The organism is Micromonospora sediminicola (assembly GCF_900089585.1).
Taxonomy (GTDB): Bacteria; Actinomycetota; Actinomycetes; order Mycobacteriales; family Micromonosporaceae; genus Micromonospora; species Micromonospora sediminicola.
The window spans coordinates 1,298,360-1,312,690 of record NZ_FLRH01000004.1; the positions used below are offsets into that span (position 1 = coordinate 1,298,360).

Annotated in this window: 15 protein-coding genes; 10 read left to right on the forward strand and 5 right to left on the reverse strand. The window is 76.0% G+C overall.

Annotation, left to right across the window (positions count from 1 at the left end; genetic code table 11):
• Window positions 1-45: 45 nt before the first annotated feature.
• Both GA0070622_RS27595 and GA0070622_RS27600 read right to left on the reverse strand, forming a co-directional pair.
• Window positions 46-717 carry a response regulator gene (locus GA0070622_RS27595; protein WP_091581157.1) on the reverse strand — a complete coding sequence of 224 codons (672 nt, stop codon included), beginning with the start codon at window positions 715-717 and terminating at the stop codon, window positions 46-48.
• Window positions 714-1,952, reverse strand: a complete 1,239-nt coding sequence (locus GA0070622_RS27600) for a sensor histidine kinase (RefSeq protein ID WP_091584102.1) — start codon at window positions 1,950-1,952, stop codon at window positions 714-716. The genes GA0070622_RS27595 and GA0070622_RS27600 overlap by 4 nt, the downstream gene beginning before the upstream one ends.
• A 133-nt stretch (window positions 1,953-2,085) precedes the next feature.
• Between GA0070622_RS27600 and GA0070622_RS27605 the strand changes: the two genes are divergently transcribed.
• The 4 genes from GA0070622_RS27605 (at window position 2,086) to GA0070622_RS27620 (ending at window position 5,128) form a co-directional block, all read left to right on the forward strand.
• Complete coding sequence (locus tag GA0070622_RS27605; protein ID WP_091581160.1) at window positions 2,086-2,985, forward strand: ABC transporter ATP-binding protein; 900 nt, start codon at window positions 2,086-2,088, stop codon at window positions 2,983-2,985.
• The gene (locus GA0070622_RS27610; RefSeq protein WP_091581163.1) at window positions 2,982-3,770 is read left to right on the forward strand and encodes an ABC transporter permease; all 789 of its coding nucleotides are present in this window, start codon (window positions 2,982-2,984) and stop codon (window positions 3,768-3,770) included. Before GA0070622_RS27605 ends, GA0070622_RS27610 begins: the two co-directional genes overlap by 4 nt.
• 2 nt (window positions 3,771-3,772) lie before the next feature.
• Window positions 3,773-4,477 (forward strand): YqeB family protein, encoded by a 705-nt coding sequence (locus GA0070622_RS27615; RefSeq protein ID WP_091581166.1) that lies wholly within the window; start codon window positions 3,773-3,775, stop codon window positions 4,475-4,477.
• Window positions 4,478-4,627: 150 nt separating this feature from the next.
• Window positions 4,628-5,128: a hypothetical protein gene (locus GA0070622_RS27620; RefSeq protein ID WP_091581170.1), complete on the forward strand. Its 501-nt coding sequence runs from the start codon at window positions 4,628-4,630 to the stop codon at window positions 5,126-5,128.
• Window positions 5,129-5,180: 52 nt separating this feature from the next.
• Here GA0070622_RS27620 and GA0070622_RS27625 read toward each other — a convergent pair whose 3' ends face one another.
• Both GA0070622_RS27625 and GA0070622_RS27630 read right to left on the reverse strand, forming a co-directional pair.
• Window positions 5,181-6,644 carry a serine hydrolase domain-containing protein gene (locus GA0070622_RS27625; RefSeq protein WP_091581174.1) on the reverse strand — a complete coding sequence of 488 codons (1,464 nt, stop codon included), beginning with the start codon at window positions 6,642-6,644 and terminating at the stop codon, window positions 5,181-5,183.
• Window positions 6,645-6,678: 34 nt separating this feature from the next.
• Window positions 6,679-7,182, reverse strand: a complete 504-nt coding sequence (locus tag GA0070622_RS27630; protein WP_091584105.1) for an ArsR/SmtB family transcription factor — start codon at window positions 7,180-7,182, stop codon at window positions 6,679-6,681.
• Window positions 7,183-7,285: 103 nt separating this feature from the next.
• Between GA0070622_RS27630 and GA0070622_RS27635 the strand changes: the two genes are divergently transcribed.
• A complete protein-coding gene (locus GA0070622_RS27635; protein WP_091581179.1) occupies window positions 7,286-7,519 on the forward strand; it encodes a hypothetical protein in 234 nt (77 codons plus the stop codon).
• Window positions 7,516-8,655 carry an oxalate decarboxylase family bicupin gene (locus GA0070622_RS27640; protein WP_091581184.1) on the forward strand — a complete coding sequence of 380 codons (1,140 nt, stop codon included), beginning with the start codon at window positions 7,516-7,518 and terminating at the stop codon, window positions 8,653-8,655. Before GA0070622_RS27635 ends, GA0070622_RS27640 begins: the two co-directional genes overlap by 4 nt.
• On the opposite strand, the gene GA0070622_RS27645 is transcribed toward GA0070622_RS27640, so the two are convergent.
• The gene (locus tag GA0070622_RS27645) at window positions 8,594-10,192 is read right to left on the reverse strand and encodes a helix-turn-helix domain-containing protein (RefSeq protein ID WP_091581187.1); all 1,599 of its coding nucleotides are present in this window, start codon (window positions 10,190-10,192) and stop codon (window positions 8,594-8,596) included. The two genes, GA0070622_RS27640 and GA0070622_RS27645, sit on opposite strands and share 62 nt — an antisense overlap.
• Before the next feature lie 143 nt (window positions 10,193-10,335).
• Between GA0070622_RS27645 and GA0070622_RS27650 the strand changes: the two genes are divergently transcribed.
• The 4 genes from GA0070622_RS27650 to GA0070622_RS27665 are packed head-to-tail and all read left to right on the forward strand — an operon-like array spanning window position 10,336 to window position 14,293.
• Window positions 10,336-11,151, forward strand: a complete 816-nt coding sequence (locus GA0070622_RS27650) for a CDP-alcohol phosphatidyltransferase family protein (protein WP_176710580.1) — start codon at window positions 10,336-10,338, stop codon at window positions 11,149-11,151.
• Window positions 11,148-12,947, forward strand: a complete 1,800-nt coding sequence (locus GA0070622_RS27655; protein WP_245666855.1) for an alkaline phosphatase family protein — start codon at window positions 11,148-11,150, stop codon at window positions 12,945-12,947. The genes GA0070622_RS27650 and GA0070622_RS27655 overlap by 4 nt, the downstream gene beginning before the upstream one ends.
• 13 nt (window positions 12,948-12,960) lie before the next feature.
• Window positions 12,961-13,716 carry an FkbM family methyltransferase gene (locus tag GA0070622_RS27660; protein WP_091581194.1) on the forward strand — a complete coding sequence of 252 codons (756 nt, stop codon included), beginning with the start codon at window positions 12,961-12,963 and terminating at the stop codon, window positions 13,714-13,716.
• Between the two features lie 37 nt (window positions 13,717-13,753).
• A complete protein-coding gene (locus GA0070622_RS27665) occupies window positions 13,754-14,293 on the forward strand; it encodes a DUF1697 domain-containing protein (protein WP_091581198.1) in 540 nt (179 codons plus the stop codon).
• Window positions 14,294-14,331: the final 38 nt, after the last annotated feature.

A 14,331-nucleotide genomic window follows, 5' to 3' on the forward strand; every position in this document is an offset into this window, starting at 1 on the left:
AACGGCGACAGTTCAATCCCGCGGGACGGTATGCGGTGACCGCTGTCAGACCAGGTCGGCGTCCTGGACCAGCAGGGCCACCTGCACCCGGTTGTTCAGGTCGAGCTTGGTCAGCAGCCGGGACACGTACGCCTTCACCGTCGCCACACTCATGAACAGCTCGGCGGAGATCTCCGCGTTCGTACGCCCCCGGCCGAGCAGCAGCGCGACCTCCCGCTCCCGCTCCGACAACCCGCCCAGCAGCCGTACCGCCCGGTCCCGCTTCGGATCCGGCCCGGGCACCGGCGCGGCGGCGGTCACGTGCGCGATCAGCTTGCGGGTCACCGCCGGGGACAGCGTCGCCTCCCCGGCCGCCACCCGGCGCACCGCGGCCACGATCTCGGCCGGCGGGGTGTCCTTGAGCAGGAAGCCGCTCGCCCCGGCGCGCAACGCGCGCAGCACCTGCTCGTCCGCGTCGAACGTGGTCAGCACCAGCACCTCGGGCGGTTCCGCGGTCGCGCGCAACGCCTCCGTGGCGGCCAGCCCGTCCACCCGGGGCATCCGGATGTCCATCAGCACCACGTCCGGCGCGTGGGCGGCGACGGCCGCCGGCACCTCCGCCCCGTCGGTGGCCTCGCCGACCACCGTCAGGTCGGGCACGCCGCCGAGGATCATCGACAGCGCGCCCCGGACCAGCGGGTCGTCGTCCACGATCAGCACCCGCACGGACCCGGTCATGAGGCCACCACCCAGGGCAGCCAGGCGGTCAGCCGGAAGTCGCCGTCGGCGTCCCGGCCGTGGTCGAGGCGTCCGCCGGCCAGCGTGACCCGCTCGGCGACGCCGACCAGCCCGGTGCCGGTGCCGGGGATGGCGGTGACCGGCCCGCCCACCGGCCAGGGGTTGCGGATCTCCACCGCCAGCCCGTCGCCGGGGCCGCCGGCCAGCCGGACGGTCACCACCGCACCGGGCGCGTGCTTGCGCGCGTTGGTGAGCCCCTCCTGCACGATCCGGTACGCGCTGCGCCCGATCGCCGCCGGCACCTCGGCCGGCTCGGTCACCTCGTCGACCACGCTGACCCGTACCCCGGCGTCCCGGCTCTCCGCCACCAGCGCCGGCACGTCGCCGAGCGTCGGCTGCGGCCGCTCCGGGGTGGCCTCGGTGCTCACCTCGGCCCGCAGCACACCGATCACCTCGCGCAGGTCCTGCAACGCGGCGTGCGCGCTGGCCCGGATCACCCCGGCCGCCCGGGCGACCTCCTCCGGCGGCGCGTCCGGACGGAACTCCAGCGCGCCCGCGTGCAGGCTGAGCAGGGAGATCCGGTGGGCCAGCACGTCGTGCATCTCCCGGGCGATCCGGCCACGTTCCAGGTGCCGGGCCTGCTCGAGCCGGAGCTGCTGCTCGGCCTCGGCCCGCTCGGCCCGGTCGCGCAGCGAGAGCACCAGCTGGCGGCGGGCCCGGACGAACAGCGCCCACGCCAGCACGATGCCGAGGAACAGCACGGTCCACGCCATCGCCGCCCAGAGCGGCATGGCCGGGTCGGGGCGGAGCGCGATGTAGGGCAGCGAGGTGACCACGTTCCAGCCGACCAGGGTCAGCCCCAACGGCAGCGGGCGGTGCACCAGCACGGTGAACAGCACGATCAGCAGCGCGGCGCCGGCGGTGACCGAGAAGAACGTCAGCGGCGCGGTGGCCACGGCCAGCCCGACCGGCCAGCGCCGGCGCAGCCAGAGCGCGACGGTCGCCAGCAGACCGGCGAGCAGGTCGACCCCGATCAGCCAGTCCGGACCGACGTTGAGCGCGAACTCGGGGTCCCGGCTGACCGCGTCCTCGTGCGCGACCAGCACCCAGAGCAGGGCGACCAGGAACAGCAGGCTGTCGACGAACCAGTCCCGCGGGGTCCGCCGGGAGGCCCGGGCGGGCACCAGGGAGCCCGGCAGGAGCCAGGGGTGATCGGGTACGACGGCGCTGCTCACCCGCCCCATGGTAGGTAGCCGTCCGGACCGGCTGCCAGCTACCAAAGTCGACGTCTGCGGTGAACCTCGGTCGGCGCCGGCAGCTACCGGCGGCCGCAGCGGATCACCGGGTGGCCCCGGCAGGCTTCTCGGCATGATCGAAGTCGACCACCTGACCAAGCGGTACGGCCCGCACACCGCCGTCGAGGACGTGACGTTCCGCTGCGAACCGGGCACGGTGACCGGATTCCTCGGCCCGAACGGCGCCGGCAAGTCCACCACGATGCGCATGATCTGCGGGATGACGCCGCCCAGCTCGGGCGGCGCCACGGTCGCCGGCCGGCCCTACCGTGAGCTGCCCAACCCCGGGCGGGAGATCGGCGTCCTGCTCGACGCCTCGGCCCAGCACGCCGGGCGCACCGGCCGGGAGACGCTCACCCTGGCCGCCCGCACCATGGGCGTGGACCGGGGGCAGGTCGCCGCGAAGCTGGACCTGGTCGGGTTGAACGAGACCGCCGCGCGACGGCGGGTCGGCGCGTACTCCCTGGGCATGCGGCAGCGGCTCGGCCTGGCGCTGGCGCTGCTGGGCGACCCCCGGGTGCTGATCCTGGACGAGCCGGCCAACGGCCTGGACCCGGAGGGGATCTTCTGGATGCGCGGCCTGCTGCGCGACTTCGCCGACCGGGGCGGCACGGTGCTGCTCTCCTCCCACCTGCTGCGGGAGGTGGAGGCGGTGGCCGACCGGCTGGTGGTCATCGGCGGCGGCACGGTGGTCGCCCAGGGCGGCAAGGACGAGCTGCTGGCCGGGGCCGGCACCCTGGTCCGCGCCCGGGACCAGCACGCCCTGCGGCTCACCCTGGACCGGGCCGCGCTGCCGGCCACCGCCGGCACCGACGGCGGCTTCGTCGTCCGGGCCGAGCCGGGGGAGGTCGGCCAGGCGGCCGCCGACGCCGGGCTGGTCCTCACCGAACTGCGCCCGGCCGGCACCGGCGGCCTGGAACAGCTCTTCCTCACCCTCACCGCCGGCGCGTCGACCAAGGAGGCCGTCCGATGACCACCGCCACCGTCCCCACCACGGCGCCGGCCCGGCGCGAGCCGGTCGTCTCCGGTCCCTCACTGGCCCGGCTGACCGGGGTGGAGCTGCGCAAGCTCGCCGACACCCGGGCCGGGCGCTGGCTGCTCGTCACGATCGGGCTGATCGCCGCCGTGATCGTGGTGGTGCAGCTCTTCGTCGTCGAGCCGGAGGATCAGACCTTCACCGCCTTCTTCACCCCGTCGCTGCTGCCGGTGGGGCTGCTGCTGCCGGTGCTGGGCATCCTCTCCATCACCGGCGAGTGGTCGCAGCGCACCGCGCTGACCACGTTCGCGCTGGTGCCCCGCCGCCAGCGGGTGATCGCCGCCAAGCTCGTCGCGGTGGTGCTGGCCGCGCTCGGCTCGGTGCTGGTCAGCCTGGCGGTCGCCGCCGTCGGCACGCTCGCCGCCCGGGCCACCGGCGGGGCCGGGGCGTGGACGTTCGACTGGCAGCTGCTGCCGTACGCGGCGGTGTTCCAGGTGGCCAACGTGCTGATGGGCGCCGGATTCGGCCTGCTGCTGCTGAACACGCCGCTGGCGATCGTCACCTACCTGCTGCTGCCCACCGTGTGGAGCGTGCTGTCGGCGATGATCAAGGCGCTGCGGGAGCCGGCCGGCTGGCTGGACACCTCGCTCACCATGGAGCCGCTGCTCGGCCCGGACGTGACCGCCGGGCAGTGGGGCCGGCTCGGTGTCTCGCTGGCCGTCTGGATGGTCCTCCCGCTGGCCGCCGGGCTGGTGCGCACGCTGCGGCGGGAGGTGTCCTGACCGTGGCGGCCCGGGAACCCGGCGACGTCGTCGTGGTCGACGGCGGGCCTGGCGAGCAGGTGCTGATGTGGGTCGGGTTCCCGCTGCTCGGGGCGGGACTGGGCGCCGGGCTGACCGCCGTGTCCGGCTGGATCGCCGGGCTGGCCTGGTTCCCCTTCCAGGGCGTGTTCGAGCTGCTCGACCGGTGGCCGGACCAGCGGGCGTACCCGGTCGGCGCGGGGGTGGCGGCGCTGGCCGGCCTGGTGCTGGCGTTCCTGGGGGCCCGGGAGCGGCTGACCGTGACGGTCGGCCACCGGTCGGTGCGGCTGCACCGCGACGGGCACGGCCGGGACGTCGCCCGGGCCGCTGTCACCGGCGTGTTCGTCGACGGCAGGGCGTTGGTCCTGCTGTACGACGCCGGGGGCGAGCTGGCCCGGGAGCGGTCCGACCTGAGCGCCGAGCGGCTGCGCGCGGCGTTCACCCGGCAGGGCTGGCCGTGGACCGGGCAGGACCCGCACCGGGACGCCTACCGGCGGTGGGTGGCCGGGTTGCCCGGGCTGCCGCCCGGCGCGGACGCCCTGCTGCGGGCCCGGCAGCGGGCGGTCGACCGCGGCCACGGCGACGAGGCCCGGGAGCTGCACGGGGAGCTGGCCCGGCTCGGCGTCGTGGTGCGCGACGAGGGAAAACGCCAGTACTGGCGCCTGCTCCCCCACCCCCGGAACCACTGACCCCGGACCACGCCGCCCCCGTCGGTCAAGGAGTTCGCGTCGGATCGGGTGCTCGCCCCCGACGCGAACTCCTTGGTCGTCGCGGCAGGGCGACGGGGCGGGGCGGGGCGGCCTACACTCGGGGCCCCCGATCGCCCGATGGGAGGCCCCGTGCGTCCTCGGCTCGCACCTCCGGCCCTGGTCCTGGTCCTGCTGCTCACCGGTTGCGGCGGTGGGACCGAACAGGTCGCCCTGCCGCCGCCGTCGAGCGCCCCGCCGACCTCGCCGGCGGCGTTGACCGTCAAGGAGGCGAAGGGGCGTTACCTGTCGCTGGTCGCGCCGTACGACATCGCGCGGGACGAGGTGGCGGAAGCGATGAAGGCCGGTCGGCAGTGGCGGACGGTGCGGGAGCGGGCCGGTGCGGTCGCCGCCGCCAATGCCGCCTGCGCGGAGCAGCTCCGGGGCACGCGCTGGCCGGCCGCCGTGCAGGCGCCGATGACCGCGCTGCTCGCCGAGCACGAGATCGCGTTGCGGCACTGGAAGCTGGCGGCCGAGGCCGGGAGCAGTGCCGTGCTGCGCCGCGAGATCAAGGCCGCCGAGGCGCACACCGGTGACCGGACGGCCGGCAAGGTCCGCGCCGCCCTGGGCCTCCCACCCCGCCGCCCCGCCTGACTCCGACAGCCTCTGCCGACGCGCCGCCCGCCTGTCCGGGGACGCCGGCGGGTCAGGCGGCGATCACCGCCACCGCCAGCCCGGCGAAGGCCAGGGACAGCGCCGTGCCGGTCGCGCGCCGCCAGCGGGGCGCGCCGGCGACGACGGGCAGGTCCCGCCACCGCCGGACGGCGGGCACCAGGGCCGCCCCGCTCAGCGCCGCGCCGAGCGGCCAGAGCCAGCCCGGGACCACCGACCAGTCGCCGAGCCGGTGCGCGAGGCCGAGGTAGAGCACCGCCCAGACGGCGGCGGAGAGCACGGTGGTCCGGTCCGGTCCGCGGCGGGCGACGCTCCACAGCGACAGGCCGCCGAGGAACGTGAACGCCAGCGCGAGCCCGCCGCCGATCCAGCCCGGCAGACCGGTCGACTCGCTCGCCGCGTCGCCGGTGACCCCGAGCACCCGCAGACCGAGCGCGTCCAGGTCGCGGGCGGTGTTGCCGAGCACCACGACACCCCGGCCGGCGGCGCGGTCGTAGCCGACGTACGCCCGGAAGCCGCCGGTGCCGCCGTTGTGCCAGACGATCTCCCGGTCGCCGTACCGGCTGGTGAACCAGCCGTAGCCGATCCGACGGTCACCCCCGGCGTCGAAGCGGGGCGTGGCGGCGTCGACGCCGGGCGCGGTGCCGGCGAGCATCGCGGCGGTGAGCCGGGCCAGGTCCTCGGCGGTGGACCAGACGCCGATGCCGGCCGGGGCGTAGCCGGCGCCCACCCACGCGTCGGCGGACCGGCCGCCGGCGGTGGCGCCCTCCGCCCGAGCGGCGGGTAGCTGGTCGGGCCCGGTGGCGACCACGGTGGCGGTCATGCCCAGTGGACGCAGCACGTCCCGCCCGACCAGCTCCGGGTAGCCGACACCGGCCTGCGCGGCGAGCCCCTGGCCGAGCAGGGACATGCCCAGGTTGGAGTAGGAGACCGCGCCGCGCCCGTCGCCCGGCTCGAGCCCGGCGGTGTCGGCCACGACGCGGTCCACGTCGTCGCCGGCGTAGGCGTTGCCGGCGGTCAGCGACGTCCACCAGGCTCCGGCCCAGGTGGACGGGCCGGTCGGCAGCCGGGGCAGCCCGGCGCGGTGGCTGGCGAGTTCGGCGAGCGTGACCTCGCCGGCCGGGCCGGTGACGCCCGGCAGGACGGTGCCGAGCCGGTCGTCGGGGCGGACCGCGCCGGACGCCACCTGGTGGGCCAGGAGCATGCCGGTGAGCGGCTTGCCGACGGAACCGATCTCGAACGGGGTGCCCGGCTCGACGGCCGGCCCGCCCGGCGCCCGGTCGCCGAGACCGGCGACCCGGATCCGGCCGTCCTCGATCGAGGCCACCGCGAGGCCGCGCAGGCCATCGGGGTCGTCGACGGCGGCGCGGACGGTCGCGGCCAGCTCGGCGTCGCCGGTCTGCTGCCGGCCGAGTTCGGGGGCCCGGGGCGCCAGGCCGGTCGCGGCGGCCGCGGCCACGAGGCCGGCGGCGACCGTGAGGACGGTCGGGGTACGCATGGTGCTGCCTCCCGTCGGGGTGGGGTGGGGTCGGTCAGCGGCGCGCGGCGGTGAGGATGGCCAGCAGCGGCACCACCCGCTCGGGCGGGATGTCGTAGCGCCCGCGGGCGCCGCTGCGCAGCCAGCCGGCGGCGGCGAGTTGCCGCAGGTGGTGGTGGAGTTGCCCGGTGGTGCCGAGGCCGTCGAGGTCGGCCAGTTCGGCGGTGCCGTGCCGGCCGCCGAGGATCTCCCGCAGCAGCCGCAGCCGAACCGGGTGGGCCAGCGCGGTGAGCGTGCCGGCCAGCGCCGGCCAGTCGCCGTCGAGCAGGTCGTCGACGGTGGCGCCGTACTGCCAGTCGTAGTGCCGGTCGGCGGTGTGGACGGTGCCGGTGTAGAGCACCGCTCCGGGGCCGTCTGCGGGCACCCGCCGCTTCAGGCCGGCGAGCGCCCAGAACATGTCCTCCGGCGCGGTGTCGTCGGCCTCGGCCGGCGGTGCCGCGCCGACCAGCCGCGCCACCTGCGCCTCCAGGGCCGCCAGCCGTTCCTCCACAGTCGCCACGTCCACCAATGTACGTAAGTACGTAGCTACGTGCAAGTGGAGGAATCCGGGATCCCGTGAACACGTGATGTGGGCCCCCGGTCCTCCGCCGGACGATCGGCGCATGACCGACGTCTCCCCACCGGCCGGGCTGCGCCGCCGGCTCGCCGCGTTGCTGCTGGCCGCCGCCGCGCTCGCCGTCGCGGGGCTCCCCTGGGCCGCCGCCGCCGTCGGCCTGACCTGCCTCGGCGTACCGGTCGCGGTGGCGCTGCGCGACGGCCCGGCCGCCACCCGCGCGCTGCTCCGGGCGCCCCGCCCCGTCCGCACCGCACCGACCTACCGAAGGAGCCGAGCATGACCTCCGCCGACCCGCCCCAGCCGGTACGCGCCGGCGCCGGAAGCCGCGACACCGGACCGCGCGACGTGACCCGGGACCGGGAGAACCCGGACGTGCTGACGCCGCCGCCCACCGACTCCGGCACGCTGCCCAACCTGAAGTTCTCCTTCTCCGACGCGCACACCCGGATCGAGCGCGGCGGCTGGACCCGCGAGGTGACCCAGCGGGAGCTGCCGATCGCCACCGAACTGGCCGGCGTGGACATGGCGCTGGAGCCCGGGGCGTACCGGGAGTTGCACTGGCACAAGCAGGCCGAGTGGGCGTACGTCATCTCCGGCAGCTGCCGGATCGGCGCGGTCGACCAGGAGGGCCGCAACTTCCTCGACGACGTGCGGCAGGGCGACCTCTGGTTCTTTCCGCACGGCGTGCCGCACCACATCCAGGCCCTCGACGAGGGGGTGGAGTTCCTGCTGGTCTTCGACGACGGCGCGTTCTCGGAGAACGGCACGTTCCTGCTCAGCGACTTCTTCGCGCACACGCCCCGGAGCGTGCTGGCCAAGAACTTCGGCTGGACCATGGAGCAGATGGAGAGCCTGCCGGAGCGGGAGAAGTACATCTTCCCCGGTGAGGTGCCGCCGCCGCTGACCGAGGACCGGGTGGTCAGCCCGACCGGCGACGTGCCCCGCACGTTCAAGCACCGGCTGCTCGCCCAGGCCCCGCAGCGTTTCCCCGGCGGCACGGTCCGGATCGCCGACTCGGCGAACTTCGCCGCCTCCACCGCGATCTGCGCGGCGCTGGTGGAGATCGAGCCGGGCGGCCTGCGCGAGCTGCACTGGCACCCGACCGACGACGAGTGGCAGTACTGGATCTCCGGGCACGGCCGGATGGGCGTGTTCGCCAGCACGGGCGTGGCCCGCACGTTCGACTTCCGGGCCGGCGACGTCGGCTACGTGCCGTTCGCCTACGGCCACTACATCGAGAACGTCGGTGACGAGCCGCTGGTGTTCCTGGAGATGTTCCGCAAGCCCCGGTTCGAGGACATCTCGCTGACCCAGTGGATGGCGAACCTGCCGGCGGAGATCAGCGCCGCGACGCTCAACCTGCCCCGCGAGATGATCGAGGCGCTGCCGAGGGAGAAGCGTCCGGTGGTGCGCTGACCGGCCGTGCGTCCCACAGGCGGGCCAGTTGCAGCCGGCTGCGCACGCCCAGCTTGGCGTAGACGGCCCGGACGTGGGTGTCGACCGTGTGGACCGACAGGTGCAGCCGGCCGGCCACCTGCTGCTTGGTCGCCCCGGCGGCGAGCAGGTCGGCGACACCGGCCTCCCGGGCGGTCAGCGCGGCCAGGCCGTGCCCGGGCGGCCGGGGCGCCGGACGGCGGCGGGTGACGTCGAGATGCCCGTCCCACCGCTCGGCGGTCTCCTGGTCACCGGTCGCGCCGGACCGCCCGTACACCGCCGCCGCCTCCCGCGCCGCCGCGCGCGCCTCGGGCAGCCGGACCCGGGGCGACCGGGCCAGGTCGAGCAGGGCGTCGGCCAGCGCCGGCCGGGCGCCGGCCCGGCGCAGCGCGCGTACCGCCGCCCGCAGCGCCTCCGGATCGCGGCGGACCAGGCCGTCCGCGTGCCCGGCCAGCCCGGACCAGAGGGGTACGGGGGTCCGCCCGGCCACCTCGGCGAGGCGGTCGGCCACCGCCCTCGCCCGGCGGGCGTCACCGAGCAGCAGCAGCGCCTGCACCAGACGCGGGCCGCAGTGGGCGACCGCCAGCAGCGGACGCGCCGTGCGGGTCAGGTCGGCCACGACGGCGCGGAGCAGGTCCCGGTGCCGCGCCGGCTCCGGGTCGCCGGCGGCGGCGAGGCCGAGCGACGCGTACGGGATCCGGTCCGGCCAGGACCGGGCCGGCCGGGCGTCGGCGAGCAGCGCCCGCGCCCGCTCCGGCCGCCCGGTCCGGTACGCCACCTCGACGCGTACCGCCGTCAGGGCGGCGCGGGCCTCCACGCCGAGCGGGACGGCCGGCCGGTCCAGGGCGAGCCGGGCCCGGGCGTCCGCCTCCGGCAGCGCGCCGACCGCGAGCAGCCGCCGGCCGGACCACGCGGTCAGCGCCGGCCAGGCCACCGCCGGCAGATCGGGGTACGCGGCGTCGAGCGCCGCCGCCGCGTCCTCGTACCGGCCGAGCGCGAGCTGGACCTCGATCCGGTCGAGACGGACCGCGACGGCCTCCCCGCGTACCGCCGGGTGGTGGGGGTCGACGGCGGCGAGCATGTCGCCGGCGGTGGGCACCGCGCCGGTGGCCAGCGCGCGGGCGGCCCGGGCGAGCGTGAGCCGCACGGCGGCGGCCGGCGCCGGGTACGCGGCGCGTGCCCGGCCCGCCGAGCGCAGCAGGGCGTCGGCGTCGGGGTGGCCGACCCGCGCGGCGACCCACGCCTCGGTGGCGCGCGACCACGCCCGGCGCTCCGGCGGCACACCGGAGCGGGCCAGACCCAGGTACGTCAGCGCGGCGGCCGGGTGGTCGTGGCCGTACCCGGCACCGAGCCGTCCGCGCAGCAGGGCGCGGTCGGCCGCGCCGGCCCGGTCGGCGGCGAGTTCGGCGGCGAGCAGGTCCCGCGCCTCGGCCGCCCGCCCGGCGAGTTCGAGCCGGTCGGCGGCGGCCAGCAGCGTGGCGTGGCGGTGCGGGTCGGCCGCGCCGTAGGGTCCGGGCACGGCACCGAATCAACCACGGGCGGCCCGGCCGGACGGACGTTTCACATGAAAGCCACTCGTGATCGTGAGTTTCCGGTATCAGAACGAACCGAACGGGCATGTTCTGCGTACACACGTGTGGTCATGACGTCTACCTCGGAGGCATGGTGTCTGCGTTCCGAACTGATCCATTCGCGGGGGCGATTCTCCAGGTCGGCGTGCTCGCCGGCCTCCACGGCACGGTCGGCCTGGGCCGGTACGGCTGGCTGGCCGGCCTCCTCTGCGGGGTGGTGATGGTCGCGGCGCTGAGCCACGGGCTGCGGCGCTCGGGCGGACGCCGGCTCGGGCCGGCCGACTGGGTCACGTTGAGCCGGGCCACCCTGGCCGGCGGCGTGACCGCGCTGGTGGTGGACTCGTTCAGCCGACCGGTGTCGGTCCCGGCGCTGGTCGGGCTGACCGCCGTCGCGCTCGCCCTGGACTGGGTCGACGGCCAGGTGGCCCGGCGCACCGGCACGGTCAGCGCGCTCGGCGCCCGCTTCGACATGGAGGCCGACTCCTTCCTCGTCCTGGTCCTCTGTGTCCACGTCGCCGACCAGGTCGGCCCCTGGGTGCTGGTGATCGGTGCGATGCGGTACGCCTTCGTCGCGGCCGGCTGGGTGCTGCCGTGGCTGAACGGCACGCTGCCGCCGCGCTACTGGCGCAAGACCGTCGCGGCCGTGCAGGGCATCGTGCTGGCGGTGGTGGCGGCGGACGTGCTGCCCGCGCCGCTGGCCGTCGCGGCGGTGGTCGGCGCGCTCGCGCTGCTGGTCGAGTCCTTCGGCCGGGACGTGTGGTGGCTGTGGCGGCACCGGGCGCGGCGGGCGTCGCTTCCGGCCGCTCCGGTCTCCCCCGCGCCGGTGGCCCCCCGCGCCGAGTGGGAGCCGGGCACCCGCGTGCTGGTCACCCGCCGTCCGGCCGAGGTCGGGGCGCGGCGGCCGTGACCCACGACGAACCGTCCCGCCCGCAGCGGGACGAGACGGCGCGCGCCACGAGCGACGCCGAAGCCGAGGCAGCCCCGCCGACCGACGACGCCCCCGCGTCCGGCCGGCCGACCGACGACGCTCTCGCGTCCGGGGACGCCGAGCCGGCGGACGAGGGCCCGGGCGAGGCCGTCACGGACGGCGCCGCGCCTCGGCGACGGCGCGTGCCGGCCCTGGTGGTGACCGCGCTGGCCGCCGTGCTCGTGCTGGTCGCCCTGACCCTGCCGAACGAGGTGGACCTGCTCGCCCCGGCCGCGTTCCTCCGGATCCCGGTGGAGGGGCTGGTCGCGGTCGCCCTGCTGCTGGTGCTGCCGGCCCGGCCGCGCCGGGTGTTGGCCACGCTGCTCGGCGCGCTCCTCGGCCTGGTCCTGGTGCTGACCATCGTCGACCTCGGTTTCTCGACGGTCCTCGACCGCCCGTTCGACCTGATCGCCGACTGGGCCTTCCTCGCCGCCGGGGCGGAGTTCCTCGCCGAGTCCTACGGCCGGGCCGCCCAGGTGGGCGCGGTCGTCGCGGCCGTGGCCGCGGTCGTCGCCGTACCGGTGCTGGTCACGCTGTCGGTGCGGCGGCTGGCCGGCGTCGCGGCCCGGCACCGGGTCGCGAGCACCCGCGCCGCCACCGCGCTCGCGGCCGCCTGGGTGGTCTGCGCCGTGCTCGGCGCGCAGGTCGTCCCGGGTCTACCGGTCGCCGCCGACACGGTCGCGACCGGCGTGTACGACCGCGCCGGGCAGGTGCGTTCGGGGCTGCACGACCAGGAGCGGCTGCGCACCCAGCTCGCCGGCGACCCGTTCCAGGACGCCCCGGGCGACCAGTTGCTCACCGGGTTGCGCGGCAAGGACGTCCTGGTCACGTTCGTGGAGAGCTACGGCCGGGTCGCGGTGGAGGACCCGGAGCTGGCGCCGGAGGTGGACGCCATCCTCGACGACGGGACGCGGCAACTGCGCGCGGCCGGCTACGGCAGCCGCAGCGCGTTCCTCACCTCGTCCACCACCGGCGGGGGCAGCTGGCTGGCGCACGCCACGCTGATGAGCGGCATCCGGGCGGACAACCAGCTGCGCTACACCAACCTGGTGCGCAGCGACCGCCTGACCCTGAACGGCGCGTTCAGGCGCGCCGGGTGGCGGACGTCGCTGGTCATGCCGGCGCTCACCCGGGCCTGGCCGGAGGCCGACTTCTTCGCCCCCGACCGGGTCTACAGCGCCGAGGATCTCGGCTACCGGGGGCCGACGTTCAGCTTCTCCTCGCCGCCGGACCAGTTCACGCTGGAGGCGTTCCAGCGCGCGGAGCGGGCACCCGGGCACGCACCGGTGATGGCCGAGATCCCGCTGCTGTCCAGCCACATCCCGTGGTCGCCGGTGCCGAAACTCGTCGACTGGGACGACCTCGGTGACGGGTCGGTCTTCACCGGCACCAACCGCGCCCCCCGCGCCGACGAGGGCACCCGCCGGGCCTATCGGAAGTCGATCGTCTACTCGCTGCGCACGTTGATCTCCTACGTCCAGCGGTACGGCGACGAGAACCTGGTGCTGGTCTTTCTCGGCGACCACCAGCCGGCCCGGTCGATCACCGGCGAGGGGGCCGACAAGGACGTGCCGATCACGATCGTGGCCAAGGATCCGGCCGTGCTCGACCGGATCTCCGGATGGGGCTGGCAGGACGGCCTGAACCCGGCCCCGGACGCCCCGGTCTGGCCGATGGAGTCGTTCCGCGACCGCTTCCTGCGGACGTTCGGACCGCAGTCCCGCACTCACAGTTAGGAATGTCGTGACGATGCTCGCGCGGGCCTGGGGGATCACCCGTTCCCTGGCCATCTACCACGGCCAGCCGGCGAAGCACCGGCGCGCCCGGGAGCTGTACGGGCAGTTCCTCTCCCCCGGCGACCTCGGCTTCGACATCGGCGCCCACGTCGGCGGGCGGGTACGCACCTGGCGGCGACTCGGCGCGCGGGTGGTCGCGGTCGAGCCGCAGCCGGACTGCCTGCGCGTGCTGCGCCTGGCCTTCGGGCGGGACGACGGGGTCGTGATCGAACCCACCGCGGTCGGGGCCCGGGCCGGGCAGGCGCGACTGGAGCTGTCCTCCGCCACGCCGACCGTGTCCACCATGTCGTCGTCCTGGATCGACTCGGTCACGGCGGACCCGAGCTTCGCCAAGGTCCGGTGGGACCGCTCGGTCGAGGTGCCGGTGGTGACGCTCGACGACCTGGTCGCGCGGCACGGCGAGCCGGCGTTCTGCAAGGTCGACGTCGAGGGCTTCGAGGTCGACGTGCTGTCCGGGCTCAGCCGGCCGGTGCGCGGGCTCTCCTTCGAGTACCTCCCGCCGGCGCACGACGCCGCGCTCGCCGCGCTCGACCTCGTGGAGCGGCTGGGCGCGCGGGCGGGCGGCTACCGCTACAACTTCTCCCCGGTGGAGACCATGCGCTTCGCCGCTGAGCGCTGGCTGGACGCGGACGGCCTGGTGCGGCTGCTGGAGACGTACCGCCCGACCGGCCGCTCCGGCGACGTCTACGCCCGTCTGGCCTCCGCCTGACCTAGGCTGGGCCGGACCGCCGCCGCGAGGAGGATCGATGGCCCGCTACGCCGCCCTGCTGCGGGGCGTCAACGTCGGCAACGCCCAACTGGCGATGGCCGACCTGCGACGCCTCGTTATCGACCTCGGGCACACCGACGTCAAGACCTACCTGCAGAGCGGCAACGTGGTGTTCACCAGCCCACCCACCGACGGTGAGGTCCTCGCCGAGGGCATCGCGAAGCGCCTCGCCGACGAGCTGGGCCTGCGGGTGCCGGTCCTGGTGCGGGACGCGGGCGAGCTGGCCGCCGTGGTCGACGCCAGCCCGTACGCCGGGCGGCAGGACGACCCGACCCGGGTGCTGGTGGCGTTCCTGTCCGCCGCGCCCGCGCCGGCGCGGGCCCGCGAGCTGGCCGTGCCCGCCGGCGAGGACATGGAGTACGCGCTGACCGGTCGGGAGGTGCACCTGCACTTTCCGACCGGCCGCTACGGGCGGACGAAGTTCACCAACGCGTACCTGGAGAAGGTCCTGGGCGTGGCGGCGACGGTCCGCAACTGGAAGTCGGTGCTGGCCCTGCGCGACCTCACCGCCGGCTGAGGCTTGTCCCAGATCACCGTCCCGAGGCCGTGAGGACG

Bases quoted from the DNA above. Each gene is read 5' to 3' on its own strand.
- GA0070622_RS27595 (WP_091581157.1), bottom strand. From the start codon at position 717: ATGACCGGGTCCGTGCGGGTGCTGATCGTGGACGACGACCCGCTGGTC.
- GA0070622_RS27605 (WP_091581160.1), top strand. From the start codon at position 2,086: ATGATCGAAGTCGACCACCTGACCAAGCGGTACGGCCCGCACACCGCC.
- GA0070622_RS27610 (WP_091581163.1), top strand. From the start codon at position 2,982: ATGACCACCGCCACCGTCCCCACCACGGCGCCGGCCCGGCGCGAGCCG.
- GA0070622_RS27625 (WP_091581174.1), bottom strand. From the start codon at position 6,644: ATGCGTACCCCGACCGTCCTCACGGTCGCCGCCGGCCTCGTGGCCGCG.
- GA0070622_RS27635 (WP_091581179.1), top strand. From the start codon at position 7,286: ATGACCGACGTCTCCCCACCGGCCGGGCTGCGCCGCCGGCTCGCCGCG.
- GA0070622_RS27640 (WP_091581184.1), top strand. From the start codon at position 7,516: ATGACCTCCGCCGACCCGCCCCAGCCGGTACGCGCCGGCGCCGGAAGC.
- GA0070622_RS27650 (WP_176710580.1), top strand. From the start codon at position 10,336: ATGGTGTCTGCGTTCCGAACTGATCCATTCGCGGGGGCGATTCTCCAG.
- GA0070622_RS27660 (WP_091581194.1), top strand. From the start codon at position 12,961: ATGCTCGCGCGGGCCTGGGGGATCACCCGTTCCCTGGCCATCTACCAC.
- GA0070622_RS27665 (WP_091581198.1), top strand. From the start codon at position 13,754: ATGGCCCGCTACGCCGCCCTGCTGCGGGGCGTCAACGTCGGCAACGCC.